We start from the raw sequence: 25,646 nt of genomic DNA on the forward strand, positions 1-25,646 counted from the left end.
TTGCTTTTTTGCTATTATTTAGACTCAGGCTTTTTTGTTTTAGGGTAGAATTTTTTCTCTGCTTGAGGTTTTTTGTCGCCTTCTGGTTGTTCTTTTTTCTCTAGCAATGCTTTACGTGATAAGTTAACGCGGCCTTGGTGGTCTACTTCAATAACTTTAACTGTTACTTCATCGCCAAGTTTTAAGATGTCTTCCACTTTACCAACACGTTCATGTGCTAATTCAGAAATATGAACTAAACCATCTGTACCTTTGAATAATTCAACAAACGCGCCAAATTTTTCGATACGACGAACTTTACCAGTGTAAACTTCTCCAACTTCTACTTCACGAACGATGTCTTCGATGATAGCAATTGCTTTACGGTTCATCGCTTGATCTTGTGAAGCAATGTAAACTGTACCATCTTGTTCAATATCAATTTTTACGCCTGTTTCTTCAATGATTGCATTGATTTGTTTTCCACCAGGTCCAATAACATCTTTAATTTTTTCTGGTTTGATATTAAGCGTAATAATTTTTGGAGCATACGCAGAAAGTTCTTCACGAGGTTCGCTAATTGTGCTTGTTAAGTGTTCTAGGATATGCAAGCGACCTTCTTTTGCTTGTGTTAATGCTTCGTCTAAAATTTGACGACTTAAGCCATCAATTTTGATGTCCATTTGAAGTGCTGTAATACCATCTTTTGTTCCAGCAACTTTGAAGTCCATATCGCCAAAGTGATCTTCCATACCTTGAATATCAGAAAGGATTGTGTAGTCATCACCAAGTTTTACAAGACCCATTGCGATACCAGCAACTGGCGCTTTAATTGGAACACCAGCATCAAGCATTGCAAGTGTAGATCCACAAATACTTGCTTGAGAACTAGAACCGTTCGATTCAAGAACTTCTGATACTAGACGGATTGTGTACGGGAATTCCTCTTCGGAAGGAATAACATATTGTAATGCACGTTCACCTAACGCACCATGACCGATTTCACGACGACCCGGCGCACGACGAGGACCAGTTTCCCCAACACTAAATTGCGGGAAGTTATAATGGTGCATGAATCGTTTATATTCTTCTGTTCCTAAACCGTCAATGATTTGGTGTTCACGAAGCGGCGCTAGTGTACATACGCTTAAAGCTTGTGTTTGACCACGAGTGAATAAACCTGAACCATGGACACGTGGAAGCATACCAACTTCAGAAGAAAGTGGACGAATTTCGTTTACTTTACGACCATCTGGACGGATTTTATCTTGAGAAATTAAACGACGCATTTCGTCTTTTTCAATCATTTCAAGAATATGAGCTACTTCACCAAGAATTTCTGCTTCATTTTCTAATTCTTTTGCTTTATAGCTTTCTAAAATTTCTTCTTTTACTTCTTCAATTGCAGCTTCACGAGCTTTTTTCTCTTCTGTTTTGATAGCTGCTTTCATTTTACCTTCACTTGCTGCTTTTACTTCTGCTTCAAGTTCAGGATCGCTTACGAAAAGTTCGATTTCGCGTTTTTCTTTACCAACTGCAGCGATAATTTGTTGTTGGAATTCACAAAGGCGTTTAATTTCTTCATGTCCAAACATAATTGCTTCAAGCATTGCTTCTTCTGAAACTTCTTTTGCTCCAGCTTCTACCATGTTGATTGCATCATAAGTTCCTGCAACAGTTAAGCTAATATCACTTTTTTCTGCTTGTTCAATAGTTGGGTTAATAACGTATTTTCCGTCAATACGACCAACATCAACACCAGCGATTGGCCCTTCAAATGGAATATCAGAAATAACTAAGGCAACAGAAGATCCAAGCATTGCTGCCATTTCTGGAGAACAATCTTGATCCACACTGAATACAGTAGAAGTAATTTGAACTTCATTACGGAAACCTTCTGCAAATAATGGACGGATTGGACGGTCAATTAGGCGCGCTGTTAATGTTGCACGATCACTTGGGCGTCCTTCACGTTTTAAGAATCCACCGGGAACTTTACCCACGGAATACATTTTTTCTTCATAGTTAACTGTTAGTGGGAAAAAGTCGCCAGGACGTGGTTTTTTTGAACCAACTGCAGCTGTTAAAACGACAGTATCGCCGTAACGAATTAAGGCTGCTCCACTTGCTTGTTTTGCTAATTGACCTACTTCGACAGATAATGTCTTACCTGCCCATTCTGTTGAAAATACTTGTTTTTCAGACATATTTTAATCTCCTTTGATTAGGAAAAACACGAACCAGAAACTTTACCATGCATAAGAATGTTCACGCACACTTTAGATTTTCTAAAGCACACATGAATCCAAAAACCTGCTAAAAATAGCGATTTTTGAAGCACGTTTTTGGATTCATGCGATAAAGTTTCATTTCTTCGGCGTGTTTTCCAAAATTTAGTATAGTTAATACTCAAAAAAAAGCGGGAACTTTTGGTATCCCGCTTTCGTCTGGTTTTTATCGACGTAAACCTAAACGTTTGATAAGTTCGCGGTAACGTTGAACATCTTTTTTACGTAGGTAAGTTAATAGGTTACGACGGTGACCTACCATTTTCATTAATCCACGGTAAGAGTGATGGTCTTTTTTGTGTACGCGAACGTGTTCATTTAAGCTATTGATTTCAGCAGTTAATACAGCGATTTGTACTTCTGGTGAACCAGTATCTGTATCATGGACACGGTACTCTGCAATAATTTCATTTTTGCGTTCTTGAGTTAAAGCCATTTCTTTCCACCTCCTTCTAAAATATCCCCGATTACTGAGCCAAGCGTCGGTGAGTCGCAAAAGCCAAGTAATGGTTCTGTTCGTACAGATTTAAAGATACACTATTTAGCCTCCAAAAGCAAGCAAAAATAGTCGTTTAATCTTCTAAATTCGCAAAATAAGCTCTTGTATCTTCCTCGTCTTTTTCTAACTGAGCAATCAAACCTTCTACCCCATTAAATTTAAGTTCTGGGCGGAAAAATTGATACCATTCAATCTCTGCTTCTTCGCCGTAAATTTCGCGGTGGAAATCCAGAATATAAACCTCAATAGACAATGCTTGGTCATCTTTAAAAGTAATGTTATAACCAATGCTCGCCATACCAAGATGCGTTTCACCGTTCACACGGAATTTCACAGCATAGACACCAAGCTTTGGAATCAAATAATCTTCATTAACAAGTATATTTGCTGTTGGGAATCCAATAGTTCTGCCGCGTTTATCACCATGAATAACGGTTCCTTTTGTTGTATAAGGATAGCCTAGTAATTGGTTTGCTTCTTCCAGTTCGCCTTCTGTAATTGCTCGGCGGATGTTAGTTGAACTTATTTTATCACTAGCAGCTGTTTGTTTATCCACAATAGTTACTTCAAAACGACCATTTGCGTAGTTTTCTAATTCCGTCATTTTTCCTTCGCCTTTTTTTCCATACGAATAGTCGAAACCAGCTACAACATGTTCTACATTTAATGCAACGAGGTATTTATCAACAAACGCTTGGGGGGACAGCTCTGAAAACTGTGTAGTAAAGCGAACTACATACATTATATCAACGCCAAGATTAGCCATTTTTTCTGCTTTATCTTCGAGTGGCGTTAAATATTTCACTTGTTTCCGAATATTGCTTAAAACGACAGATGGGTGTGGATCGAACGTCAATACTGCTGTTTGAAGTCCTTTTTCTTCAGCAATCTGTTTCGCTTGTTTAATGACTGCTTGATGACCTAAATGAACCCCATCAAAGAACCCAAGTGCCATTACTTTTTTTACGTCAGTCCATTCATCCGTTGTAATTGGATGATGTAAGTATATCGTCTTCATTTTTTGCCACTTCTCCTCTAAATTCGAATTCCTCTAATATCATAATATAAGAAAGTTGCAGTCGCAATTACTATGCTTGTTGTAACTCAATGACTTTTTCCGGTTTAAAGAGATCTTGTTTCTCCGGGTGTGGTTTATAAATCGCCGTTAATTTCTCTTGAAAAATAAGTGCGACACGAGGTTCGTTTTCAACTGTTTGGAATAAAGATTTTGGTAATAATACACCGTTTAAAACTTTTGCGTGTATTTCTTCATCTATTTCTAGTTTTGCCATGGATTCAATGCCTTTTTCAAGCGGATATAAAAAATCAGTATCATTTGCTTGCATCTTTTCATCAATTTCTGCCAGGGTTAGACAATCTTCTTTTTTGAAAAAGCCGCTACGGGTCCGTTCTAGTTTGGACATATGGGCTGGATACCCCAGCAATTCGCCGATCATGACAGCTAATGTGCGGATATATGTTCCTTTACCACATGAAATTTCTAATTTAAAAGTCGGATTTGATTCAGTTAGCGGACTGACGCCATCTAAACGGACTAATGAATAAATATCCACTTGTCTGGATGGTCGTTCTACCTCTATTCCTGCTCTTGCATATTCATACAACTTCTTACCGTTAACCTTTACGGCTGAAAACATCGGTGGAATTTGTGTGATTTTTCCGGTCAGCTTTGTAAGGGCAGCTTGAAGTTCTTCTGCTGAAATTTCGGCTATGTCCTTTGTTTCAACCGTCTCCCCCGTGGCATCTTCTGTTGTTGTGGATTTTCCTAATGTTATTTCAGCTACATAAACTTTACCTTCATCTGTTACGTATTCCGCCAATTTTGTTGCACGTCCGATACAAATTGGGAGAACGCCTTCCACTTCTGGATCAAGAGTCCCGGTATGGCCGACCTTTTTTGTATGTAAAATTTTTCTTAATTTAAAAACGCAATCATGACTTGTCATTCCGCGTTCTTTCCACAGTGGGATAATGCCGTTCATCTAGCTCCTCCTTCTAAGAAAAAAAGTTTAAGACAATTCTCCACTTACATCCCGTTTGAATGAGAAGATAAAGGGATTGCCTTAAACTTTTATTTATTATTGATCGTTATTTAAGTCACGAAGCAATTCATCGATTCGATTTCCGTAAGCGATGGAATTATCTATTTCAAAAGACATTTCTGGAACTTTACGAAGTCGAATACGGCGACCGATTTCAGAGCGGATAAAGCCATGCGCTTTCTCAAGTGCGAGTAACGTATTTTCTTTTTCCTTATCGGTACCAAGAATGGAAATGAACACCTTAGCTTCTTGTAAGTCCCCAGTAACATCTACTCCCGTTACAGTAACAAAACCTAAGCGAGGGTCTTTGATTTTACGATTTAAAATATCGCCCAATTCTTTTTTCATTTGTTCACTGACACGATTTGCTCGTACGTTCAATTGTATTCACCTCTTTTATAACTTCTCCATTACTGTCTCAGCTCGCTCCCACTCTGGAAAAGAATCTAGAAAAGCAAGTACTTCTCTAGCTTCTTTTTCAGCTTGGATATGCGAGGCGGATACAACAGCAAAGCTAATTTCAGTTCGCTGCCATAAATCCTGATAATCTGTTTCTGCAATGGAGATATTAAATTTTTGCTTTGTTCTCGTTAAAATTCGTTGCAGTATAGCGCGTTTTTCTTTAAGGTTTTGTGGTTCCTGCATGAAAAATTCACTAATTACTGATTGAATCATTTTCTTTCAATTTCTTCCATAACGTATGCTTCGATTACATCGTCTTCTTTAATATCGTTGAAGTTTTGAACTGTAATACCACATTCGTAACCTTTTGCTACTTCTTTCGCATCATCTTTAAAGCGTTTAAGTGTTGCAATTTCGCCTTCAAAAACAACGATTCCGTCACGGATAATACGAACGCCACTATCACGAGTAATTTTACCATCTGTTACGTAACAGCCGGCAATTGTACCCACTTTAGAAACATTGATTGTTTGACGAACTTGCGCTTGACCAATAATTTTTTCTTGGAATTCTGGGTCAAGCATACCTTTCATTGCTGCTTCAATTTCATCAATTGCTTTATAGATAACACGGTGTAAACGAATATCTACACTTTCGTTTTCCGCTGCTTCACGAGCTTGTGTTGTTGGACGAACGTTAAATCCAATAATAATTGCATTAGAAGCTGCAGCTAGAGTAATATCTGATTCATTGATTGCACCAACGGCAGTATGAATAATTTTAACGTTAACGCCTTCTACGTCAATTTTGCGAAGTGACGCAGCAAGGGCCTCTACAGAACCTTGAACGTCTGCTTTGATAATAACGTTAACTTCTTTCATTTCGCCAGCTTTCATATGTTCAAATAAGTTATCTAAACTTACGCGGTTTGTTGCTGAACGTTGAGCTACAAGTGCGCGACTTGCGCGAGTTTCCCCGATGTTTCTTGCTGTTTTTTCATCTTCAAAAACAACGAAGCGATCGCCAGCTTGTGGCACATCATTTAATCCAGTGATTTCAACTGGTGTACTAGGTCCAACTTTTTTCACGCGACGGCCTAAGTCATTAACCATGGCACGAACACGACCAAAAGTATTCCCTACAACGATTGGATCCCCGATATTAAGCGTTCCATCTTGTACTAGTAAAGTCGCAACTGGACCACGGCCTTTATCAAGTTCTGCTTCAATAACAGAACCAATTGCACGACGATCTGGATTTGCTTTTAATTCTTCTACTTCAGAAACAAGTAAAATCATATCTAACAAGTTCTCAAGACCTTCACCAAATTTAGCTGAGATTGGTGCGAAAATTGTATCGCCGCCCCAAGCTTCTGGAACTAATTCATACTCAGTTAATTCTTGCATTACGCGGTCTGGATTTGCTTGTGGTTTATCAATTTTATTAACAGCAACAATAATCGGCATTCCCGCAGCTTTCGCGTGGTTGATTGCTTCAATTGTTTGTGGCATAACGCCATCATCTGCTGCTACAACTAAAATCGTAATATCAGTAATTTGCGCACCACGAGCACGCATTGCTGTAAACGCAGCATGTCCTGGTGTATCAAGGAAAGTAATTTTTTTATCGTGAATTTCTAGTTGATAAGCACCAATATGTTGTGTGATACCACCAGCTTCTCCTAAAGTAACTTTTGTATTACGAAGGGAATCTAGTAAAGTTGTTTTACCATGGTCAACGTGACCCATAATCGTAACAACTGGTGGGCGTTCAACAAGTTTAGACTCGTCAACAGCTTCATTTAGTTCATTTTCAAAGTAAACATCTAAGTCTGTTACATCGACTTTGATTTCTTCTTCTACTTGCACACCGTAGTCATCACAAATTAATTCGATTGCATCTTTATCTAATGATTGGTTAATTGTTGCAACAACACCAAGCATAAATAGTTTTTTGATTAGTTCAGATGGTTCTCTATATAATTTTTTCGCTAATTCCGCTACTGTTAGAGATTCGCTGAAAACGATTTTTTCAGGAAGTTCTTTTGGTTTCGGCGGTGTTGGTGGTACTGTACTGTGGTTTAATTTACCTTTTTTCTTCGTGTTACGGCCCTTATTGTTAAAATTGCCGCCACGATTCGGACGATTGTTACCGCCTGGACGGTTTGGATTGCCGCCTCCTGGACGATTACTGTTGTTATTGTTGTTGCGTTTTTGTCCGCCAGCTGGTTGCTTATTGCCGCTTGATTGTGTCTGATTACTTGTGTTTGCTGGTTTATTTGTCGCTGGTTTTGCACCTTGGCTTTTGTTTGCAGTTGCTGGTTTATTAGCTTGTCCTGCTGGTTTATTTGGTTTATTCGACTTTTCATTACTATTTGTCATATTTGGTTTGTTTGGCCCCTTACTATTTCCATTTTCGTTGCTAGTAGTTTCTTTCTTGGGTGCTTCGGCTTTTTTATTTGTACCATCGATAGCATTATCTAATTGTCTTAACGCATTTTCATTAATAGTGGACATATGGTTTGCCACTTCAATACCTAAGTCTTTTAATGCTTCAATGACTTTTTTACTTGATACTTGATGTTCTTTTGCATATTCATATACACGAACTTTACTCATGTCGTACACCTCCGTATAAGATTCAACCGAGTAATTCTGCTAACTTATTAGCAAATCCTTTATCAAGTATTGCAACTATTGCACGTGTATCTTTGCCGATTGCACCCCCTATCATTTCCCGGGTACCGGCCTTTTTCACGACAACATTGTAGTATTCACACTTGTTGCGGATTGTTTTCTCGGTTTTTTCGGATATATCTTCTGAAATGAGAACGAGTTCCGCTTTCCCATTTCTAACTGCTTTTAGTACTAATTCTTCACCAGTGGTAATTTTACGTGCTCGGTTAGCAAGGCCTAATAAGGAAAGTGCTTTTTTATCCATTAGTTGGTTCCTCGAGAGTCTTCACATAAGCAATTAGCTCATCATAAAAGGACTCTTGTTCCGGCATTTTTAGTTGATGAAAAATAGCGTTTTTCTTTTTCGCTTTTTCACAAGCTTCTACATTTTTAACAATGTAAAAACCGCGTCCAGGGGCTTTTCCAGTAGGATCTATCGTAAGCGCTCCGTCTTTCGAATACGCAATACGAAGAAGTTCGCCTTTTGGCAAGCGTTCACCGGTAATAATACATTTTCGAAGGGGGATTTTTTTATTACGCATGATAATTCTCCTTTTTACTCTTCATCTTCTGTAAAAGTTTCGCTCTCTGCTTCTTCAACTTCTGGCGCTTCTACGTCATTACGAGGATAGATGCCTAGTTCAGTTGCAACTGTTTCGCTTTTAATATCGATTTTCCAGCCAGTTAATTTCGCTGCTAAACGGGCATTTTGACCACGTTTACCAATTGCAAGTGATAACTGATAATCCGGTACGATAACGGTTGTAGCTTGGTCTGCTTCGTTTACAATAACATCTAGCACTTTGGAAGGGCTAAGTGCATTGGCTACGAATGTGAAAGGATCTTCTGACCATTCAACAATGTCGATTTTTTCGCCTTTAAGTTCATTGACGATTGTTTGTACACGTGCGCCTTTTGGTCCTACACATGCGCCAACTGGATCTACTTCTTCATTTGCTGTGTAAACAGAGATTTTTGAACGATCTCCAGCTTCACGAGCAACTGATTTGATTTCTACAACGCCATCATAAATTTCAGGTACTTCCATTTCAAAAAGACGTTTAAGTAAGCCAGGATGTGTACGGGATACAAAGATTTGTGGTCCTTTTGTAGTCTTTTCTACTTTTGTTAAATACACTTTGATGCGGTCATGTGCATGGTAAGTTTCGTTTGGCATTTGTTCGTTTTGAGATAAAATGGCTTCGATTTTACCAAGGTTTACATAGATAAAACGAGAATCTTGACGTTCAACAATACCAGTCATAATATCATCTTCACGGTCGATGAACTCATCGTAAATGATGCCACGTTCAGCTTCACGAACACGCTGAGTAACGACTTGTTTCGCTGTTTGAGCAGCGATACGTCCAAAATCTTTCGGTGTTACTTCAAGTTCCACGACGTCGCCTGGTTTGTATACTGGATTCAGTTTGTGCGCTTCTTCCATCGAAATCTCAAGACGAGAGTCAAATACTTGCTCTACCGCTTCTTTTCTAGCTAATACACGGATAGAACCGTTTTCCATATTTAAATCTACGCGTACATTTTGTGCATCTTTGAAATTTCGTTTATATGCAGAAGTAAGAGCAGCTTCAATCGCTTCCACTAAAACCTCTCTTGAAATACCTTTATCATGTTCTAACACATGAAGAGCATCTAATAATTCTGTGCTCATTTTTTATTCAGCTCCTTATTCTTTGCTTTTTAAAATTGAATTGCGAGTCTTGCTTTGGCTACTTTGTCTTTTGGAATTTCACAAGTGATTTTGCGTGTTTTATCTGTGATAGTAATGACAAGTGTCGTGCCGTCATAACTAACAAGCGTCCCTTCCCACATTTTACGACCATCAATTGGTTCATAAGAAGTCACATGGACATATTTACCTACCGCATTTTCAAAATCTTGCTCTTTCTTCAGCGGACGTTCAGCCCCTGGTGATGAAACTTCCAAAAAGTAATTTTGTGTAATTGGGTCAGATTCATCCATTTTTTCGCTAACTTTTTCACTTACAGCTGCGCATTCATCAATGTCTACGCCACCATCTTTATCAATAAAAATTCGCAAAAACCAGTTTGGACCTTCTTTTTCAAACGCAATGTCTACAAGCTCCAATTGAAGTTCATCCGTGATTGGCGCAACAATTGCTTCTACTTGTTCTAGTACTTTACTCATTTCAGCCTCCTTAAGAGATACGCTTTTCCAGCTAATTCGTCCCCTACTTCTGCCACAGGTGACTCTTTGACAGATTTGCAAAACGAAAGCGTGGGCATTGGCCCACGCTTGGCTGAGTTATCGTAGTATTTCTTAAATAAGTTTATCACAAATTGTGACTACAAGCAAGTTTTGCCCATTTTTAGAACAATGACAGCTGATTTTGATCAGGCAATCCTTCCAAGCATCCTTGGTCATCCATGTACTGAATAATCGTTTTTGATACTTTTCCGCGTTGTTGTAAGTCTTCTTTGGATAAAAATTCCCCATTTTCACGAGCGGCAACTATTTGTTTCGCTACGTTGGTTCCAAGGCTTGGAATCGCATTGAATGGCGGAATAAGTGAGTCTCCATCAATAATAAACTCATCAGCAGACGATTTATACAAATCGACTTTTTGGAAATGGAAACCACGAGCAAGCATTTCGTTCGCAATTTCTAAAACGGTTAGCAAGTTTTTCTCTTTCGTTGAAGCTTCCATACCTTTATCGTTTACTTCTTTCATTGTAGCTTTTACCGCTTCTTTCCCGTTTACCATAGACGTCAAATCGAAGTCGTCAGCACGAACGGTGAAATAAGTCGCGTAAAAATATAATGGGTGATGTACTTTGAAATAAGCAATCCGAACCGCCATTAAAACGTAAGCAGCGGCATGGGCTTTCGGGAACATGTACTTGATTTTTTTACAAGATTCAATGTACCAAAGCGGCACTTTATTTGCTATCATTGCTTCTTCCATTTCCTCGGTTAAACCTTTCCCTTTACGGACAGATTCCATAATTTTAAAGGCTAATGAACTTTCTAATCCTTGGTAAATTAGAAATACCATAATATCATCACGACAACCAATTACGTCTGGTAATTCGCATGTTTTATTTTTAATTAATTCCTCCGCATTTCCAAGCCAAACATCGGTACCATGGGAAAGACCAGAGATTTGTACTAACTCAGAAAATGTCGTTGGTTTTGTTTGTTCTAACATTTGTCGTACAAAACGAGTTCCAAATTCGGGAATTCCAAGCGTCCCTGTTTTTGAATCGATGTCTGCTGGTTTAACACCAAGCGATTCTGTAGAACCAAATAATTTCATTACATCTGGATCATCTGTTGGAATGGTTTTCGGATCAATACCGCTTAAATCCTGTAACATCCGGATAGCGGTCGGATCATCGTGCCCAAGTATATCGAGTTTAAGCACATTGTCGTGAATCGAATGGAAATCAAAATGGGTTGTTTTCCATTCTGAGTCCGTTGCATCTGCTGGGAACTGAACAGGAGTAAAATCATAAACATCCATATAATCAGGAATAACGATAATACCACCTGGATGCTGCCCAGTAGTCCGTTTAACACCCGTACATCCAGCAACAAGGCGATCCACCTCAGCCCCGCGGATGGTCATATTCATATCACGTTCGTAATTCCGAACATATCCAAATGCAGTTTTTTCGGCAACTGTACCGATAGTACCAGCACGGAAAACATAATCTTCCCCAAAAATTTCTTTTGTATAGGCATGGGCTACCGGTTGATAATCACCTGAAAAGTTCAAGTCAATATCGGGTACTTTATCCCCTTTAAATCCTAAGAAAGTTTCAAAAGGAATATCTTGGCCTTCTTTTTGGTAAGGCGTTCCGCAGTGCGGGCAATCTTTATCAGGTAAGTCAAAACCAGAACCAACTGAACCATCATCAAAGAACTCAGAATCCTTACAATTCGGGCAAAGATAATGTGGTGGAAGTGGGTTTACTTCGGTAATTTCTGTCATTGTAGCGACAAAAGAAGAACCAACCGATCCCCGAGACCCTACTAAATAACCATCTACAAGTGATTTTTTAACGAGTTTATGTGAAATAAGGTAAATAACCGCAAACCCGTGACCAATAATACTTTTCAATTCTTTTTCCAGTCTAGCTTCTACAATTTCCGGTAATTTTTCACCGTATAATTGGTGCGCCATCCCGTAACTCATATTACGCACTTCATCTTCTGCGCCATCAATTTTTGGTGTGTAAAGTTCATCTTTAATCGGTTTTAAATCATCCATCCAATCGACAACTAAATTGGAATTTGTTACGACGATTTCTTTTGCTTTTTCTTCTCCAAGGAAGGCGAATTCTTTCAACATTTCATCTGTAGAACGGAAATGAACATCTGGTAACTCCGCACGATTGAGAGGATTAGCTCCCCCTTGTGAATGAATCAAAATTTTACGGTAGATTTTATCAACTGGATCTTTGTAATGCACATTCCCAGTCGCAACGACAGGTTTTCCAGTTTTTTCACCAACGCGGACAATGTTTTTTAATATTTCTTCTAACGCTTTTTCATCACGAACAAGTTCACGTTCAATTAACGGAGCATATACGGGTTTAGGTTGAACCTCAATGAAGTCGTAAAATTCGGCTACCTTTTCAGCAGCTTGCATTCCTTTTTGCATCATTGCTTCAAATAATTCACCTTGACTACATGCTGTCCCGATGATTAAGCCTTCTCTCATTTTTTTCAACTGAGAGCGAGGGATTCGTGGTACTCGGTAGAAATAGTTAATGTTCGACATAGTGATTAATTTAAATAGGTTTTTCAAGCCTACATCTGTTTGCGCATAAATAGTTGCATGGAAAGGTCTAGCGCGTTTGTATGCATCGCCTTCTCCCATATAGTCATTTAAGGAATCATGAAATTCAATATCGTGCATTTCTTTTGCATCTTTAATTAGTTTCCAGGCTAAATATGCGGTTGCTTCAGCATCGAATACAGCCCGGTGATGTTGTTCAAGAATAATATTAAATTTCTTTGTTAACGTATTTAAACGATGATTTTTAAAGTGCGGATAAAGGAAACGAGCTAACTCCAAGGTGTCAACAACTGCATTATTTGCTTTTTCAAGCCCAACTTTTTCATAAGCGGTATTAATAAAGCCCATATCAAAGGAAGCATTGTGGGCAACAAGGATGTCGTCGCCGCTCCATTCCCTGAATTGTTTTAATACAACATCAATCGGATCAGATCCTTTTACCATATCATCCGTAATACCTGTTAGATTAATCGTAGTTGCTGAAAGTGGATGCCCCGGATCGATGAACGCTTCAAATTTATCAATAATTTCGCCGTTTTTCATTTTTACGCCTGCAAGCTCGATAATGGTGTCATAAACAGCGGATAAACCTGTAGTCTCAACGTCGAATACACAATAGGTTGCATCTTCTAAAGCGATATGTTGATCATTATATGCGATTGGTACTCCGTCATCAATAAGATTTGCTTCGATACCAAAAATTACTTTTAAGCCATATTTTTGACCTGATCCGTATGCTTCTGGGAAAGATTGCGCAACGGAATGGTCGGTAATAGCAATTGCTTTATGGCCCCAATCGGATGCTTGCTTAAACAGTGAATCAACTGATGAAGTCGCGTCCATTTGACTCATCGGTGAATGGAGATGAAGTTCTGCACGTTTTTCTTCGGCAGTATCAAGACGCTTCACTCCAGCAATTTCGTTGATGTCTTGAGCCATCATAATTAAATCGCGCACAAAGGTATCATTTTGAACACTGCCTCGTACTTTCACCCACATGCCTTTTTTCAAATTTTGGAACATGGCTGCGTCTTCATTATCACGCGAAAACATTTTTATAATCATCGAACTAGTATAGTCGGTAATTTTGAATTGCAAAAGACTACGACCACTACGAAGCTCGCGAATTTCTGTTGCAAAGATGAGCCCTTGAACAGTAATACGACGTTCTTCATCATAGACATCACCAAGGCGTTTGATTTCTTCATCATCCTTGATTTTATAGCCAATTTGAAATGGACCGGTAAGTGGAGCTGCATTTGCACTGCCGTTTTGTCCTTCTGCTTGACGTTTTTGCATTACTTGGACAGCTTCTGCGGCTTTTTTCTGGTCTTCTTCTTGTTTCGCCTGTGCAAAAGCTTTATATTCATCGGTTTCTGATTGATCTAGCATATGCATTTTCATTGCTAGTCGTGGAAAACCGGCTTTTCCGTAGTTTTCGATAATTTTCGCTTGGAATCGTTGTTGAATTGTCGCTTCTTCCATATCATTATGAACCGCTACTTCAATAAAATGCGGCTCTTTGAACGTAGGCTTTTGCTCCATTAAAAGTTTCCCGATCATTGGTGACTGTTTTCCAATTGGCTCAACAATCAAGTTCCAATACTCTTGAATAAGTGTTTCGTTAATCGTCTGATTTTCCGGAACTATTTGCATTTCTGTTTCTGCAATTTGGCTAAATGCACGCTTCATTCCAACATCCATCATATGAAAAAGTGCAGCTGGGAAAATTTGTGGTACGTGTAAATGAAATTGCCAAGTTTTATTTTTCTTATCGGCGACTAATTTTTCGATTTTAGCATCTTTCGTAAATTCTTCGTAAGTAGTTACATCTTGTAAACCAATTTGTGTCATTAACAGCTGAAATCGTTCTTGTTTTTCTTCCTCTTTTGCAGTCATTCCGAATAACACCCCTTTATCCAAATTTATAAAAGCCAGATGTCCCTCATAACCCGTTTTCACATGGAACGAGTGGAGTTTCATCTGGCACAATTGTATCAGTAATTATTTATCTCCAAAAAGAATTGGTAGCGTATTTAGCAGTTCATCTTGACGAACTTCAATCATTTCGCCTGTTTTTCTAATTTTCACTTCAACGATACCTTCTGCGGCTTTTTTACCAACCGTAATACGAATTGGTAGACCGATTAAGTCAGCATCCGCAAACTTAACGCCAGCACGTTCAGTCCGGTCGTCTATTAGTACACTAAATCCTGCTTTTTGTAACGAGTCATAAAGTGATTCTGCAAATGCAACTTGCTCTTCACTCTTCATATTAACAGGAATTAAATGTAAATCAAATGGACTAATTTGCTTATCCCATACAAGACCATTTTCATCATTGGATTGTTCAGCAATAGCAGATAAAATTCGAGACAAACCAATACCATAGCAACCCATGATAATTGGTTGTGCACGACCGTTTTCATCTAAAATAGTCGCATTCATTGCTTCACTATATTTAGTACCAAGTTTGAAAATATGACCAACTTCGATACCTTCTGCAAACTTGATAACGCCCTGACCATCAGGAGACAAATCGCCTGCTTGAATCATACGCAAGTCAAAATAACTTGTAACTTCAAAATCACGATTTGGATTAACATTAACATAATGATAACCATCTTCATTTGCTCCAGCTACAGCATTAACAATATCTTTTACTGCATTATCAGCAAAGACACGAATTTTTTCAGGAACACCGATTGGCCCAAGGGAACCAAAATTAGCACCGAGTAATTCAAACGCAACATTTGGGTCTACTAATTCGACATTTGTTGCATCTAAAGCATTTTTAATTTTAATATCATTTACTTCATGGTCACCACGAACTAAGACCATAATCACTTCTTCATCTACTTGATAAAGCATTGATTTCATTGTTTTCTCAATAGGAACTTCTAAAAATCCAACAATATCAGCAATAGTTTTTTGATTTTCTGTTGCTACTTTTTCAAGTTCTTTCTCAAGTTCATGCGATTTTTTCTCCATATATAAAACAGGAGCCATCTCTGTGTTTGCTGCATAGTCAGAAGCATCGCTATAAGCAATGGTATCTTCGCCAATATCAGATAATGCCATAAATTCTTTGGATTCATTTCCGCCAATTGAACCAGAATCTGCAATAACAGAACGGAATTCAAGGCCGCAACGACTAAAGATATTAGAATAAGCTTGGTGCATTAGCTCAAATGTTTCATCTAAGCTTTCACTTGTCGCATGGAATGAATACGCATCTTTCATAATAAATTCCCGTCCACGTAATAGACCGAAGCGAGGACGTTTTTCATCACGGAATTTTGTTTGGATTTGATATAACGTAATTGGTAAACGTTTATAAGATTTAATTTCATCACGTAAAAGGGACGTAATCAATTCTTCATGGGTTGGTCCGAGCACAAAATCACGAGCGGCACGATCTTTTAGACGCATTAGTTCTGGACCATAATCAGCCCAACGACCAGATTCATGCCATAGTTCCGCAGGTTGAAGCGCAGGCATAAGCATTTCTGCAGCGCCAATTGCTTCTAATTCTTCGCGGACAATTGCTTCAATTTTTCTTAATGTTAATGTCGCAAGTGGTAAATAACTGTAAATCCCACTCGCTACTTGTCTAATAAAACCAGCGCGAAGAAGTAATTGGTGACTCTTTACTTCCGCATCAGCTGGAACTTCTTTTAATGTTGGTATAAATGTCATCGTTTGACGCATTTAAAACACCCCTTTTTCCCTTTATTAGTCTTTCTCTTTTTAGAAAAATGCTCGTTGTATATCATTCCATGTCACAAGTATCATCAGAACCATCAAAAGTGCAAATCCAGCAAAATGGATAATACCTTCTTTTTTAGGATCGATTGGTTTCCCGCGAACGAGTTCGTATAAGAAGAACATCAAGCGTCCACCATCAAGTGCTGGTAACGGTAATAAGTTAACAATTCCTAAGTTAATACTTAAAACAGCAGTCCAGTTTAACACGGTCATAAATCCGTATTGAACTACTTGTTGCGTACTTGTATAAATACCAACTGGCCCATTTAGCATATCCAGTGAAAATCCACCAGTAAACATGTTACCCAGAATCGTAAATATTTGAACAATCCAGTTCCATGTTTGCGTGAAGCCATTGGTTATTTTAGCAGTAAATGAAGTGTCCATCGGTGTTTCTACTCCAATTTTCCCAACTTCTTTACCATTTTCTTTTTGCGTCGCCGGTTTCACATCAATATCTTGTGTTTTTCCATCGCGATCTATTTTGAAATCAAGTGTTTTTCCCGGGTTTTCAGAAACACTTTGAACAATATCTGTCCAAGACTTTGTTTCTTTACCATTAATAGAAAGAACCTCATCTCCTTTTTCTAGACCGGCTTGTGCAGCTGCCCCATCCGGCATTACGTTACCAAGTGTATTATCGGTACTCGGGACCCCACCTTGAACAAAAGCAAGTGCGGTAAAAATTAAAATTGCTAAAATAAAGTTGAACAGCGGGCCCGCAAAAATAGTCATCGCCCGGTTCCCTAAAGATTTTGCATTAAAAGAACGGTCATATGGCGTAATCATCGTTTCGATTTTACCATCAATAACAAGTGCATTACGTTCTACTTGGTACCGGACTTTCTTCGTGTCGTCATAGTCTTCATAGCCTTCGATAAATAGTTCTTTCTCTAAATCACATAGAGAAACTTCAATCGGTTGGGCGTTGACATATTGATCCTTACCGTTAACGATAATTTTGCTAACAGTTTCTTCTGGAGTTAATTCAAGCCCTACTCGGTAACCAGGTTTTAGCTCAATTTCTTCCCCGTCTTCCCCGGCCATTCGAACATAGCCACCAATTGGTAGTAAACGAATGGTATACTGCGTTTCTTTTTTCCGATAAGCAAAAATTTTCGGTCCGAAGCCAATCGAAAAATCTTTGACCATAATGCCAGCTCGTTTTGCAAACAAGAAGTGACCCAGCTCATGGAAAAATACAATCAGTCCGAAAACGAAAATAAAAGCAATAATAGTTGTCAAAATAGCTTCACCTCTATAAAAGTGTCTTTACATACGCTCGTGTTTCTTGATCAACTTGTAAAATAGTATCCAAGTTAGGATTAGAAATACTAGTATGACGGTTCATTGCATTTTCAACAAGCGCTTCAATATTATAAAAAGCGACTTGCCCATTTAAAAAGCCAGCAACAGCAATTTCATTTGCCGCATTCAAAACTGTCGGCATTGTTCCACCTATTTTACCAGCATTATACGCGAGTTTCAATGCCGGAAATCTTTCATAATTCACTTCTTCAAAATGAAGCGCTGAAAAATCAGTAATCCGGAATTCTTTTTCGTATGGAATAGAAAGTCTATCGGGATAAGTTAACGCATATTGAATAGGCATCCGCATATCCGGTGTGCCTAGTTGCGCAATAAAGCTTCCGTCCACGAATTGAACCATAGAATGAACAATACTTTCACGCTGAATGACTACTTCAATATCGTCATAATCCACACCAAACAGCCAGTGCGCTTCCATTACTTCTAAGCCTTTATTAAACATCGTAGCTGAATCAATGGTTAATTTATTACCCATGTTCCAATTAGGATGTTTTAAAGCTTCTTTTACTGTAACTTCGCTAAGTTGTTCCCGCGTTTTATCTCGGAAACTACCACCACTCGCAGTTAGAATGATTTTCTCAATTCTTTCCCGATTTTCACCGTTTAATGCTTGTAAAATAGCAGAATGTTCACTATCAACAGGTAGTAGTGAAATGTTCTTTTCTTTTGCAGCTTGCATAACTAAATGTCCTGCTGTAACAAGTGTCTCTTTGTTTGCTATAGCGATTGCCTTACCAGCTTCAATAGCATCTAGAGTCGGTAATAACCCAACACTCCCCATAACAGCATTTAAAAGAACGTCCCCATCTAGGTATGTTGCTACTTCTCTAAGTCCATCTAAACCATTAAAAAACTTCACATCTGGAAATTCAGATTCCAGTGTCACACGGTCTCTCGTATGCCAAACAGCTACCATTTTAGGTTTAAATTCTTGAATAATTGCCCGGCCGCGCTCAATATTACGTCCAAAACTAAAAGCAACAAGTTGAAATTTTTCCGGATTTTCTCGAATAATTGTAAGTGTTTGCGTTCCAATAGAACCAGTTGCGCCCAGTAAAATAATTTTTTTCATTATCCCATCTCCAATTAAATAATTTGAAGTATATGTAGCAGAGGTAATACGAATAACAAACTATCAAATCTGTCTAAAATACCGCCGTGTCCAGGTAAGATTTTCCCAGAATCTTTAACACCGTAAAATCGTTTCAAGGCTGACTCTACTAAATCTCCCAGTTGACCAAAAATAGATAAAAATACTAGAAGCGCTAAAACAAGTGCTATATTTCCTGGTAGTTCTGCAAAATAATAAAAACCTCCTGCAATTACAAGTGCGCAAACAATCCCACCGATAAAACCTTCTACCGTCTTATTAGGACTAACATTTGGTGCTAATTTATGCTTGCCAATTGCTTTCCCAATAAAATAAGCCCCCGTATCGGTTGACCACACAATAAATAATGCAAAAAGTACATACATTAATCCAGCTTCTCGAGTTAGTGCTAAATAATGGAACCCAAATCCAGTATAAAAAGCAGCTACCATACAAATTCCGACTTGATCAAAATGGAATTTATTGCGAGAAAACACCGTATTAGCAAGTAACAGAGCCATTAAAATAAAAATAACTTCCATTTCAGTAATATGCAGTTTATCTAAAAAGTCCAAATATCTATCTGGCACGACAACTAACCACATTAATAGTAATGTAATTATTCCATTCATCGAAAAAATTCGTTGTTTCGTCATTACAAGCACTTCATATAACGCAATAGTTGCAAGTAAAATACTTAATAATTCAAATGGAATTCCCCCGTAAACCACAAATGGAATAAAAAATATAAGCGCAACAACTGCAGTAATAATTCTCGTTTTCAATCTTTTTTCCTCCCTAGAGCCCTCCAAAACGACGCGACCGATTTTGATATTCAATAATCGCCTGTAAAAAATCTTCTTTTGAGAAATCAGGCCAATGTGTTTCTGTAAAATAAAATTCACTATAAGCAAGTTGCCATAACATAAAATTACTTAATCTCAGTTCCCCGCTAGTACGAATTAATAAATCAGGATCCCCAAGACCGTGACTCATTAAATGATCATTCAGTAATTCTTCTGTTAAGTCCTCAGATGATTTGCCCTCTGAAACAAGTTCTTTCATCGCTTCTTTTGCTGCTGTGATTATTTCTGAACGTCCACCGTAGTTAAGCGCAAAATTTAGCGTAAGACCTGTACAATGAGCTGTATCCGCAATTGCTTTTTCTACTGCACGCATTGTGTGTTCAGGCAAATTTTCTCGATACCCCATCACATTAACACGAACATTTTCTTCTATCAACTCTGGTACAAAAGAGTCAAAAAATTCTACAGGTAGTTTCATTAAAAAATCCACTTCATCTGTAGGTCGTTTCCAGTTTTCAGTTGAAAAAGCATAGAGTGTAAGAACATCAATGCCAATCGCGTTTGCATATCGTGTAACTCGTTTAACAACATCCATACCTTCTTTATGCCCTGCAATTCTCGGTAAGAAACGTTTTTTTGCCCATCTCCCATTTCCGTCCATTATAATTGCGACGTGACGTGGAATTGGCAAATCTTCTGCAAGTTCACTATTTAATATATTTTCATCTTGTCGAAATAGCTTTTTAAACATCATAAATCCTCCAATTGATACACTTCTTAGAGCATGTCTATACCTATAATAACAAAAAAGAATCAATTAATGTACTAAAAATTCCATGTGAACAGATGAGATTTTCATGAGAGAGATGGAATTGCCCATTAAAAAACATTCCTAACCCAACACATATGGAAAGAATTAGGAATGTCACTTCAACTTAAAAGGTGTTTAACCCTATTTGTTACTATTTGAAAAGTATCAATTAAACTTCTAAGATTTCCGCTTCTTTGTCTTTCGTGATGCTATCGATGTTCTTGATGCTTTCATCAGTTAATTTTTGAACGTCTTCACCGTAAGAACGTAAATCATCTTCAGTGATGTCGCCATTTTTTTCTAGTTTTTTCAAGTCTTCATTTGCTTCACGACGAATGTTACGAACAGCAACTTTCGCCTCTTCTGCTTCTTTTTTCACTTCTTTAACTAACTCTTTACGACGTTCTTCTGTTAATTGTGGAATAGATAAACGTAGTACAGAGCCGTCATTATTAGGTGTTAAACCTAAATCTGATTTTAAAATTGCTTTTTCGATTTCACCTAAAATAGTTTTATCATAAGGTGTAATAAGCAACATTCTGGCTTCTGGAACGCTGATAGATGCCATTTGGTTTACCGGTGTAGCTGCTCCGTAATAATCAACAGTTAAACGATCAAGTAATGACGCGTTAGCTCGACCAGCACGAATAGTACCTAATTGTCTAGTTAAAGCTTGTTCTGCTTTTTCCATTTTTCCTTTGGATTTAGATAATACTTCTTTACTCATTATTTTTTCCCCCTGACAGTAGTCCCGATTTTTTCACCTAAAATAACTCGCTTGATATTATTACCTTGTTCAGTAAATGAGAAGACGATTAATGGAATATCATTGTCCATACTTAGTGATGATGCTGTTGTATCCATTACTTCTAAACCTTCTTTAATAACATCAAGATAAGAAAGCTCTTCATATTTTTTCGCATTTTCATCTAATTTTGGATCGGCATTGTAGACACCATCTACATTGTTTTTCGCCATTAAAATTACATCTGCTTCGATTTCAGCTGCTCTAAGTGCTGCTGCAGTATCAGTAGAGAAGTACGGGTTACCCGTTCCACCTGCAAAAATAACTACGCGACCTTTTTCAAGATGACGAATTGCTTTACGACGAATGTACGGTTCAGCAATTTGACGCATATCAATTGATGTTTGTACACGTGTTGCAACTCCAATATTTTCAAGAGAATCTTGTAAAGACAAGGAATTCATAATAGTCGCAAGCATACCCATTTGGTCTGCTGCTGCACGGTCCATTCCCATTTCACTACCAAGTTTACCGCGCCAGATATTTCCGCCGCCAACTACGATAGCTACCTCTACTCCTAATTCTACTACTTCTTTGATTTGAGCAGAAATTAAATTGACCACGCTCGGGTTAATTCCAAAGCCATCATTTCCCGCAAGTGCTTCACCGCTTAATTTTAATACAACTCGTTTATAATCTGGGGTATCCATAATAGCCTCCAATTTCATATTCTATTCATAGACAGAAAACTTTTCCATCCACCATTATCTATTCTACTAAAAAGCTAGCTATTACAAAAGTGTTTTCTATCAAAAAGTGAAAAAACATTTTAAAATTCACAAAATCTCCAAATTTTATTAGCTAAATTACTTACTTTGTCATTTGTTAGACACCCAAAACAGTATTTTTTCACAATTAAAATGGTTTTGTAAAGTATCATAGCTGTATTTATGTTAAAATAAACACATAAATAGCTAAAAAATGAACGAAAATGACAAAACACACGGGAGTTTTAGATTTAATGGTAAAATGGAACAAAATTTATACATATAGCGAAAGAATTGAAGAATGGGAAAAACAAACAATTATAGAAATACCCTCTTATAGTGAATATGCGGGTTATTTTTTCTTATTGCCGCGAAAAATGGTATTTTCTGTTTCTCCGGATTATAGTTATTTTTATTTTCCAGATACATGGATTTTTACATTAAAAAAGCATACCGAAAAAAAGAGTATAGATGCAGCAACAATGATGCTCCTTTTTAAGCAGGAAAACGAAGAAATAATGCAACATTTTCAAACAAAAAAAATAAACGATAGTATCGTCAAAGTTCGTACACATATACCTAAAAAAATTGAAAAAGATGTGATAATTGCAAATGACCTTATTAGACAACCAAATACAAGCAATACAGAAACTTAAACAATATAATGTTGGCGCTTTATTTATGAAACCCGGTGCAGGCAAAACACGTGTAGCTTGCGAATTAATTAAGGAAGTAAGTCCTGATTATGTCTTGTGGATCACACCATTCCAGACGAAAGAAAATCTCGCTAATGAGATTAAGAAATGGGGCTATGAATTTCCACAAGATATTATTGGCATTGAATCCCTTTCCAACTCAGATCACTTATATCTAAAATGCCGGGATAAACTAAAGAAATCGTCTAACAGCTATATTATTATGGATGAAAGTTTAAAAATAAAAAATAAACACGCGCTCCGAACGCAACGAGCCATTAAACTTTCTCGATTAGCAAACTATCGACTAATCATGAATGGAACTCCATTAAGCAGAAATATTTTAGACTTATGGTCGCAACTAGAATTTCTCTCTCCTAAAATATTGAACTTAAGTTTTTCCCAGTTCAAAAAAACATTTTGCGAATATGTAACCATTACCCAAGTATCGAAAAACAAACAACAGTCAATGGACATTATTAAGAAATATCATAATTTAGAGTATTTATACCAATTAATCGCTCCTTTTACATTCTCTTCTTCGCTTGAATTAAAAGTTAATTGGCATTATATTCGTCACGATTTCACTATAGACGACGAACTTTTGCAAAAATATTATGAAATAAAAGATGATTACCTTCAAAAAGCAGCTGCTTACACAATTAATATTAATTTTCTAGAGATGTCCCAAGTGATGCAACATTGTTATTGCCTCTCTTCAGAAAAATTCACTATTGTCGAATCTTTAATTGCAGGAAAAGAAGCTACAACCATCATTTTTTGTAAATATAAGCGATCAGAAGAAGCATTAATTAAAGCGTTTCCTAATGTAAAAATTACCACTTTTGCTAAATCGTCTTACGGGCTTAATTTGCAATATTATAATCAAATTATTTATTTTGATAAAACATTTGATTATTCTCAGCGCGATCAATCAGAACGTCGGATTTACCGCACCGGCCAAACACAAGACTGTTACTATCATGATTTAAGCGGAAATGTTGGTCTAGATAACCTAATTGATTCAAACATTTCTAAAAAAACGAGTTTATTGCATGAATTTAAAAAAGAACTCTCACAAAAAAATTCTTTTGAGGTGATTATGGATGCTTTCTAAAACAGTCTTTGATGCTTCCCAAGAAAGAATGGAAGTTATTTTTTCCGAATTCGATAACATCATTGTGTCATTTTCTGGCGGTAAAGATAGTGCTGTGATGCTTCATTTAATGATTGATTATATAAGAAAAAATAATATTCAAAAGAAAATTTATGTATATCATTTGGACTATGAAGGTCAATATTCAGCGACGAGTGATTTTGTAGCTGAAATGTTAACCAGTAACTTAGATATTATCGAGCCGCTTTGGTGTTGCCTTCCTATTGCAGCCCAATCCGCAGTTTCGATGTATACCGACCACTGGATACCTTGGGAAAAATCAAAACAAGATATTTGGGTAAGAGAAATGCCTGATTATCCATCTGTGATAAATGAAGACAACGCCCCTTTTGATTTTGATTTCCATACAATTTGGGACTACGAATTCAACAAGAAACTTATCCACTGGCTGCATACTAAAAATAAAGCTGAAAAAACCATTGCCTTAATCGGTATTCGACAACAAGAATCGCTCAACCGCTATAATGCGATCCATAAAAAAGAACGCATGTATAAAAATTATAATTGGACTACTGAAATTTCCAAAAACATATATAACGCCTACCCGATTCATGATTGGTTAGTAGAAGATATATGGACTGCAAATGCTAAATTCGATTGGCCTTACAATAAAATTTACGATTTGTTTTACCATGCCGGTTTAACTTTAAACGATATGCGCGTCGCTAGCCCTTTCAATGATTCCGCAACCGAAAGTCTTAAGTTATATCGCGTAATTGAACCTGCGCTTTGGTCTAAATTAGTTGGTCGCGTGAACGGAGCCAATTTCACAGCTATTTATGGTGGAACTTCAGCGATGGCATGGAAAGAAATTAACTTACCTCCAAACCACACATGGAAATCTTATTTGGAATTTTTACTTACAACCTTACCGAGTTATACAAGAGAACGTTATTTAAAAAAATTTAAAACAAGCATTAATTATTGGACCGAAAAAGGCGGCGCTTTAAAAGTAGAAACCGTAGAGGAATTAAAAAACTTAAATGTACAAGCTGACTTCCTTGGAAAACCTCAAAATAAACGTACATATTCCAATCCCATGGAAATTGTTCGCTTTAAAGAATATCCAGATGACTTGAAAATCAAAGAATTCGCCAGCGTTCCAACATATAAAAGAATGTGTATCGCTATTTTAAAAAATGATTACACCTGTAAATATATGGGTTTTGGTCAAACCAAGCTTGAATTAGAGAAAAGAAAACATGCACTAGAGAAATATAATAATATTTTATGAGGTGATATAATGAATTATAAAAGCCCAGTATACAACGTCACTCCCATTCACTACACCAAACTTCAAGCAAATAATTATAATCCAAATACTGTTCCAGCCACGGAACTAAAACTACTAGAAAAATCTATTTGGGAAGATGGATTTACACAACCAATCGTTTGCTATCCCTTGGAAAACTCTGATAAATATGAAATAATAGACGGGTTTCATCGATATACTATCATGCAGACTTCTAAACGGATCCGCGAAAGAGAAAAAGAATTATTACCAGTAGTTATTTTAGAAAAAGATACCGTAAACCGGATAGCTTCTACTATTCGTCATAATCGTGCTCGCGGTTTTCATAACGTAGAACTTATGTCTTCTATTGTTGGTGAATTAGCAGATAGCGGCATGTCAGACAGCTGGATTATGAAAAATATTGGAATGGATGCAAATGAAATCTTACGCTTAAAACAAGTGAGCGGCCTTACTCACCTCTTCTTAGATAAAGAATTCAGTAAAGCTTCTGATTAATTGAAGAAAAGAG

Annotated in this window: 23 protein-coding genes; 4 read left to right on the top strand and 19 right to left on the bottom strand. The window is 37.3% G+C overall.

The features are described 5' to 3' along the window. Positions 1 to 14: 14 nt before the first annotated feature. The 19 genes from pnp to pyrH all read right to left on the bottom strand — a co-directional run bounded on the left by pnp (position 15) and on the right by pyrH (position 21,954). Positions 15 to 2,186: a polyribonucleotide nucleotidyltransferase gene (gene pnp / locus AC4PG0_RS01900; protein WP_003771683.1), complete on the bottom strand. Its 2,172-nt coding sequence runs from the start codon at positions 2,184 to 2,186 to the stop codon at positions 15 to 17. 247 nt (positions 2,187 to 2,433) lie between these two features. Beyond that, the gene (rpsO, locus tag AC4PG0_RS01905; RefSeq protein WP_003719603.1) at positions 2,434 to 2,703 is read right to left on the bottom strand and encodes a 30S ribosomal protein S15; all 270 of its coding nucleotides are present in this window, start codon (positions 2,701 to 2,703) and stop codon (positions 2,434 to 2,436) included. 136 nt (positions 2,704 to 2,839) lie between these two features. Continuing rightward, positions 2,840 to 3,784 carry a bifunctional riboflavin kinase/FAD synthetase gene (locus AC4PG0_RS01910; protein WP_194321254.1) on the bottom strand — a complete coding sequence of 315 codons (945 nt, stop codon included), beginning with the start codon at positions 3,782 to 3,784 and terminating at the stop codon, positions 2,840 to 2,842. A 70-nt stretch (positions 3,785 to 3,854) separates the two neighbouring features. Next, positions 3,855 to 4,769, bottom strand: coding sequence for a tRNA pseudouridine(55) synthase TruB (gene truB, locus AC4PG0_RS01915; protein ID WP_492167495.1), 915 nt, complete (start codon positions 4,767 to 4,769; stop codon positions 3,855 to 3,857). 96 nt (positions 4,770 to 4,865) lie between these two features. Beyond that, a complete protein-coding gene (gene rbfA, locus AC4PG0_RS01920; protein WP_010991497.1) occupies positions 4,866 to 5,210 on the bottom strand; it encodes a 30S ribosome-binding factor RbfA in 345 nt (114 codons plus the stop codon). A gap of 15 nt (positions 5,211 to 5,225) precedes the next feature. Further along, positions 5,226 to 5,504, bottom strand: coding sequence for a DUF503 domain-containing protein (locus AC4PG0_RS01925; RefSeq protein WP_003762053.1), 279 nt, complete (start codon positions 5,502 to 5,504; stop codon positions 5,226 to 5,228). Continuing rightward, positions 5,501 to 7,849, bottom strand: coding sequence for a translation initiation factor IF-2 (gene infB / locus AC4PG0_RS01930; protein WP_003771674.1), 2,349 nt, complete (start codon positions 7,847 to 7,849; stop codon positions 5,501 to 5,503). The genes AC4PG0_RS01925 and infB overlap by 4 nt, the downstream gene beginning before the upstream one ends. A 22-nt stretch (positions 7,850 to 7,871) precedes the next feature. Then, the gene (locus AC4PG0_RS01935; protein WP_492167494.1) at positions 7,872 to 8,171 is read right to left on the bottom strand and encodes a YlxQ family RNA-binding protein; all 300 of its coding nucleotides are present in this window, start codon (positions 8,169 to 8,171) and stop codon (positions 7,872 to 7,874) included. Further along, a complete protein-coding gene (gene rnpM, locus AC4PG0_RS01940; RefSeq protein WP_003752263.1) occupies positions 8,164 to 8,448 on the bottom strand; it encodes an RNase P modulator RnpM in 285 nt (94 codons plus the stop codon). The genes AC4PG0_RS01935 and rnpM overlap by 8 nt, the downstream gene beginning before the upstream one ends. Before the next feature lie 14 nt (positions 8,449 to 8,462). Beyond that, positions 8,463 to 9,581 carry a transcription termination factor NusA gene (gene nusA / locus AC4PG0_RS01945; RefSeq protein ID WP_003722453.1) on the bottom strand — a complete coding sequence of 373 codons (1,119 nt, stop codon included), beginning with the start codon at positions 9,579 to 9,581 and terminating at the stop codon, positions 8,463 to 8,465. Between the two features lie 29 nt (positions 9,582 to 9,610). Then, positions 9,611 to 10,078 carry a ribosome maturation factor RimP gene (gene rimP / locus AC4PG0_RS01950; protein WP_003762048.1) on the bottom strand — a complete coding sequence of 156 codons (468 nt, stop codon included), beginning with the start codon at positions 10,076 to 10,078 and terminating at the stop codon, positions 9,611 to 9,613. Between the two features lie 181 nt (positions 10,079 to 10,259). After that, positions 10,260 to 14,594: a PolC-type DNA polymerase III gene (locus AC4PG0_RS01955; RefSeq protein WP_492167493.1), complete on the bottom strand. Its 4,335-nt coding sequence runs from the start codon at positions 14,592 to 14,594 to the stop codon at positions 10,260 to 10,262. Positions 14,595 to 14,699: 105 nt separating this feature from the next. After that, a complete protein-coding gene (locus AC4PG0_RS01960; RefSeq protein WP_492167492.1) occupies positions 14,700 to 16,406 on the bottom strand; it encodes a proline--tRNA ligase in 1,707 nt (568 codons plus the stop codon). 39 nt (positions 16,407 to 16,445) lie between these two features. Further along, positions 16,446 to 17,708 carry an RIP metalloprotease RseP gene (rseP, locus tag AC4PG0_RS01965; protein ID WP_003771665.1) on the bottom strand — a complete coding sequence of 421 codons (1,263 nt, stop codon included), beginning with the start codon at positions 17,706 to 17,708 and terminating at the stop codon, positions 16,446 to 16,448. Positions 17,709 to 17,721: 13 nt separating this feature from the next. Beyond that, complete coding sequence (locus AC4PG0_RS01970; RefSeq protein ID WP_003762042.1) at positions 17,722 to 18,864, bottom strand: 1-deoxy-D-xylulose-5-phosphate reductoisomerase; 1,143 nt, start codon at positions 18,862 to 18,864, stop codon at positions 17,722 to 17,724. Between the two features lie 14 nt (positions 18,865 to 18,878). Beyond that, entirely contained in the window at positions 18,879 to 19,667 is a 789-nt protein-coding gene (locus AC4PG0_RS01975) for a phosphatidate cytidylyltransferase (RefSeq protein WP_003762041.1), read from the bottom strand. Positions 19,668 to 19,680: 13 nt separating this feature from the next. Continuing rightward, a complete protein-coding gene (gene uppS / locus AC4PG0_RS01980; protein WP_003762040.1) occupies positions 19,681 to 20,439 on the bottom strand; it encodes an undecaprenyl pyrophosphate synthase in 759 nt (252 codons plus the stop codon). Positions 20,440 to 20,668: 229 nt separating this feature from the next. Then, positions 20,669 to 21,226 carry a ribosome recycling factor gene (gene frr / locus AC4PG0_RS01985; RefSeq protein ID WP_492167491.1) on the bottom strand — a complete coding sequence of 186 codons (558 nt, stop codon included), beginning with the start codon at positions 21,224 to 21,226 and terminating at the stop codon, positions 20,669 to 20,671. Continuing rightward, complete coding sequence (pyrH, locus tag AC4PG0_RS01990) at positions 21,226 to 21,954, bottom strand: UMP kinase (RefSeq protein ID WP_003723449.1); 729 nt, start codon at positions 21,952 to 21,954, stop codon at positions 21,226 to 21,228. Before pyrH ends, frr begins: the two co-directional genes overlap by 1 nt. A 311-nt stretch (positions 21,955 to 22,265) precedes the next feature. Between pyrH and AC4PG0_RS01995 the strand changes: the two genes are divergently transcribed. From AC4PG0_RS01995 to AC4PG0_RS02010, 4 genes are read left to right on the top strand one after another with little or no spacing between them, the layout of a single operon-like run. Then, positions 22,266 to 22,667: a hypothetical protein gene (locus tag AC4PG0_RS01995; RefSeq protein ID WP_003762030.1), complete on the top strand. Its 402-nt coding sequence runs from the start codon at positions 22,266 to 22,268 to the stop codon at positions 22,665 to 22,667. Next, on the top strand, positions 22,618 to 23,823 hold the full coding sequence (locus tag AC4PG0_RS02000; protein WP_077904834.1) for an SNF2-related protein: 1,206 nt from the start codon (positions 22,618 to 22,620) through the stop codon (positions 23,821 to 23,823). The genes AC4PG0_RS01995 and AC4PG0_RS02000 overlap by 50 nt, the downstream gene beginning before the upstream one ends. Then, complete coding sequence (locus AC4PG0_RS02005) at positions 23,813 to 25,117, top strand: phosphoadenosine phosphosulfate reductase (RefSeq protein WP_045553009.1); 1,305 nt, start codon at positions 23,813 to 23,815, stop codon at positions 25,115 to 25,117. The genes AC4PG0_RS02000 and AC4PG0_RS02005 overlap by 11 nt, the downstream gene beginning before the upstream one ends. Positions 25,118 to 25,126: 9 nt before the next feature. Beyond that, the gene (locus AC4PG0_RS02010) at positions 25,127 to 25,633 is read left to right on the top strand and encodes an IbrB-like domain-containing protein (RefSeq protein ID WP_003762025.1); all 507 of its coding nucleotides are present in this window, start codon (positions 25,127 to 25,129) and stop codon (positions 25,631 to 25,633) included. Positions 25,634 to 25,646 lie beyond the last annotated feature (13 nt).

This window comes from Listeria sp. MAN/IMW/UF464 (genome assembly GCF_058683955.1).

What these genes read in the sequence shown, in the direction of transcription:
- AC4PG0_RS01955 (WP_492167493.1), bottom strand. Translation starts at nt 14,594, where the DNA reads ATGACTGCAAAAGAGGAAGAAAAACAAGAACGATTTCAGCTGTTAATG.
- AC4PG0_RS01925 (WP_003762053.1), bottom strand. Translation starts at nt 5,504, where the DNA reads ATGATTCAATCAGTAATTAGTGAATTTTTCATGCAGGAACCACAAAAC.
- infB (WP_003771674.1), bottom strand. Translation starts at nt 7,849, where the DNA reads ATGAGTAAAGTTCGTGTATATGAATATGCAAAAGAACATCAAGTATCA.
- rimP (WP_003762048.1), bottom strand. Translation starts at nt 10,078, where the DNA reads ATGAGTAAAGTACTAGAACAAGTAGAAGCAATTGTTGCGCCAATCACG.
- AC4PG0_RS01995 (WP_003762030.1), top strand. Translation starts at nt 22,266, where the DNA reads ATGGTAAAATGGAACAAAATTTATACATATAGCGAAAGAATTGAAGAA.
- truB (WP_492167495.1), bottom strand. Translation starts at nt 4,769, where the DNA reads ATGAACGGCATTATCCCACTGTGGAAAGAACGCGGAATGACAAGTCAT.
- uppS (WP_003762040.1), bottom strand. Translation starts at nt 20,439, where the DNA reads ATGTTTAAAAAGCTATTTCGACAAGATGAAAATATATTAAATAGTGAA.
- pnp (WP_003771683.1), bottom strand. Translation starts at nt 2,186, where the DNA reads ATGTCTGAAAAACAAGTATTTTCAACAGAATGGGCAGGTAAGACATTA.
- rnpM (WP_003752263.1), bottom strand. Translation starts at nt 8,448, where the DNA reads ATGCGTAATAAAAAAATCCCCCTTCGAAAATGTATTATTACCGGTGAA.
- AC4PG0_RS02010 (WP_003762025.1), top strand. Translation starts at nt 25,127, where the DNA reads ATGAATTATAAAAGCCCAGTATACAACGTCACTCCCATTCACTACACC.
- pyrH (WP_003723449.1), bottom strand. Translation starts at nt 21,954, where the DNA reads ATGGATACCCCAGATTATAAACGAGTTGTATTAAAATTAAGCGGTGAA.
- rpsO (WP_003719603.1), bottom strand. Translation starts at nt 2,703, where the DNA reads ATGGCTTTAACTCAAGAACGCAAAAATGAAATTATTGCAGAGTACCGT.
- nusA (WP_003722453.1), bottom strand. Translation starts at nt 9,581, where the DNA reads ATGAGCACAGAATTATTAGATGCTCTTCATGTGTTAGAACATGATAAA.
- AC4PG0_RS02005 (WP_045553009.1), top strand. Translation starts at nt 23,813, where the DNA reads ATGCTTTCTAAAACAGTCTTTGATGCTTCCCAAGAAAGAATGGAAGTT.
- AC4PG0_RS01970 (WP_003762042.1), bottom strand. Translation starts at nt 18,864, where the DNA reads ATGAAAAAAATTATTTTACTGGGCGCAACTGGTTCTATTGGAACGCAA.
- AC4PG0_RS01960 (WP_492167492.1), bottom strand. Translation starts at nt 16,406, where the DNA reads ATGCGTCAAACGATGACATTTATACCAACATTAAAAGAAGTTCCAGCT.
- AC4PG0_RS01935 (WP_492167494.1), bottom strand. Translation starts at nt 8,171, where the DNA reads ATGGATAAAAAAGCACTTTCCTTATTAGGCCTTGCTAACCGAGCACGT.
- AC4PG0_RS01910 (WP_194321254.1), bottom strand. Translation starts at nt 3,784, where the DNA reads ATGAAGACGATATACTTACATCATCCAATTACAACGGATGAATGGACT.
- frr (WP_492167491.1), bottom strand. Translation starts at nt 21,226, where the DNA reads ATGAGTAAAGAAGTATTATCTAAATCCAAAGGAAAAATGGAAAAAGCA.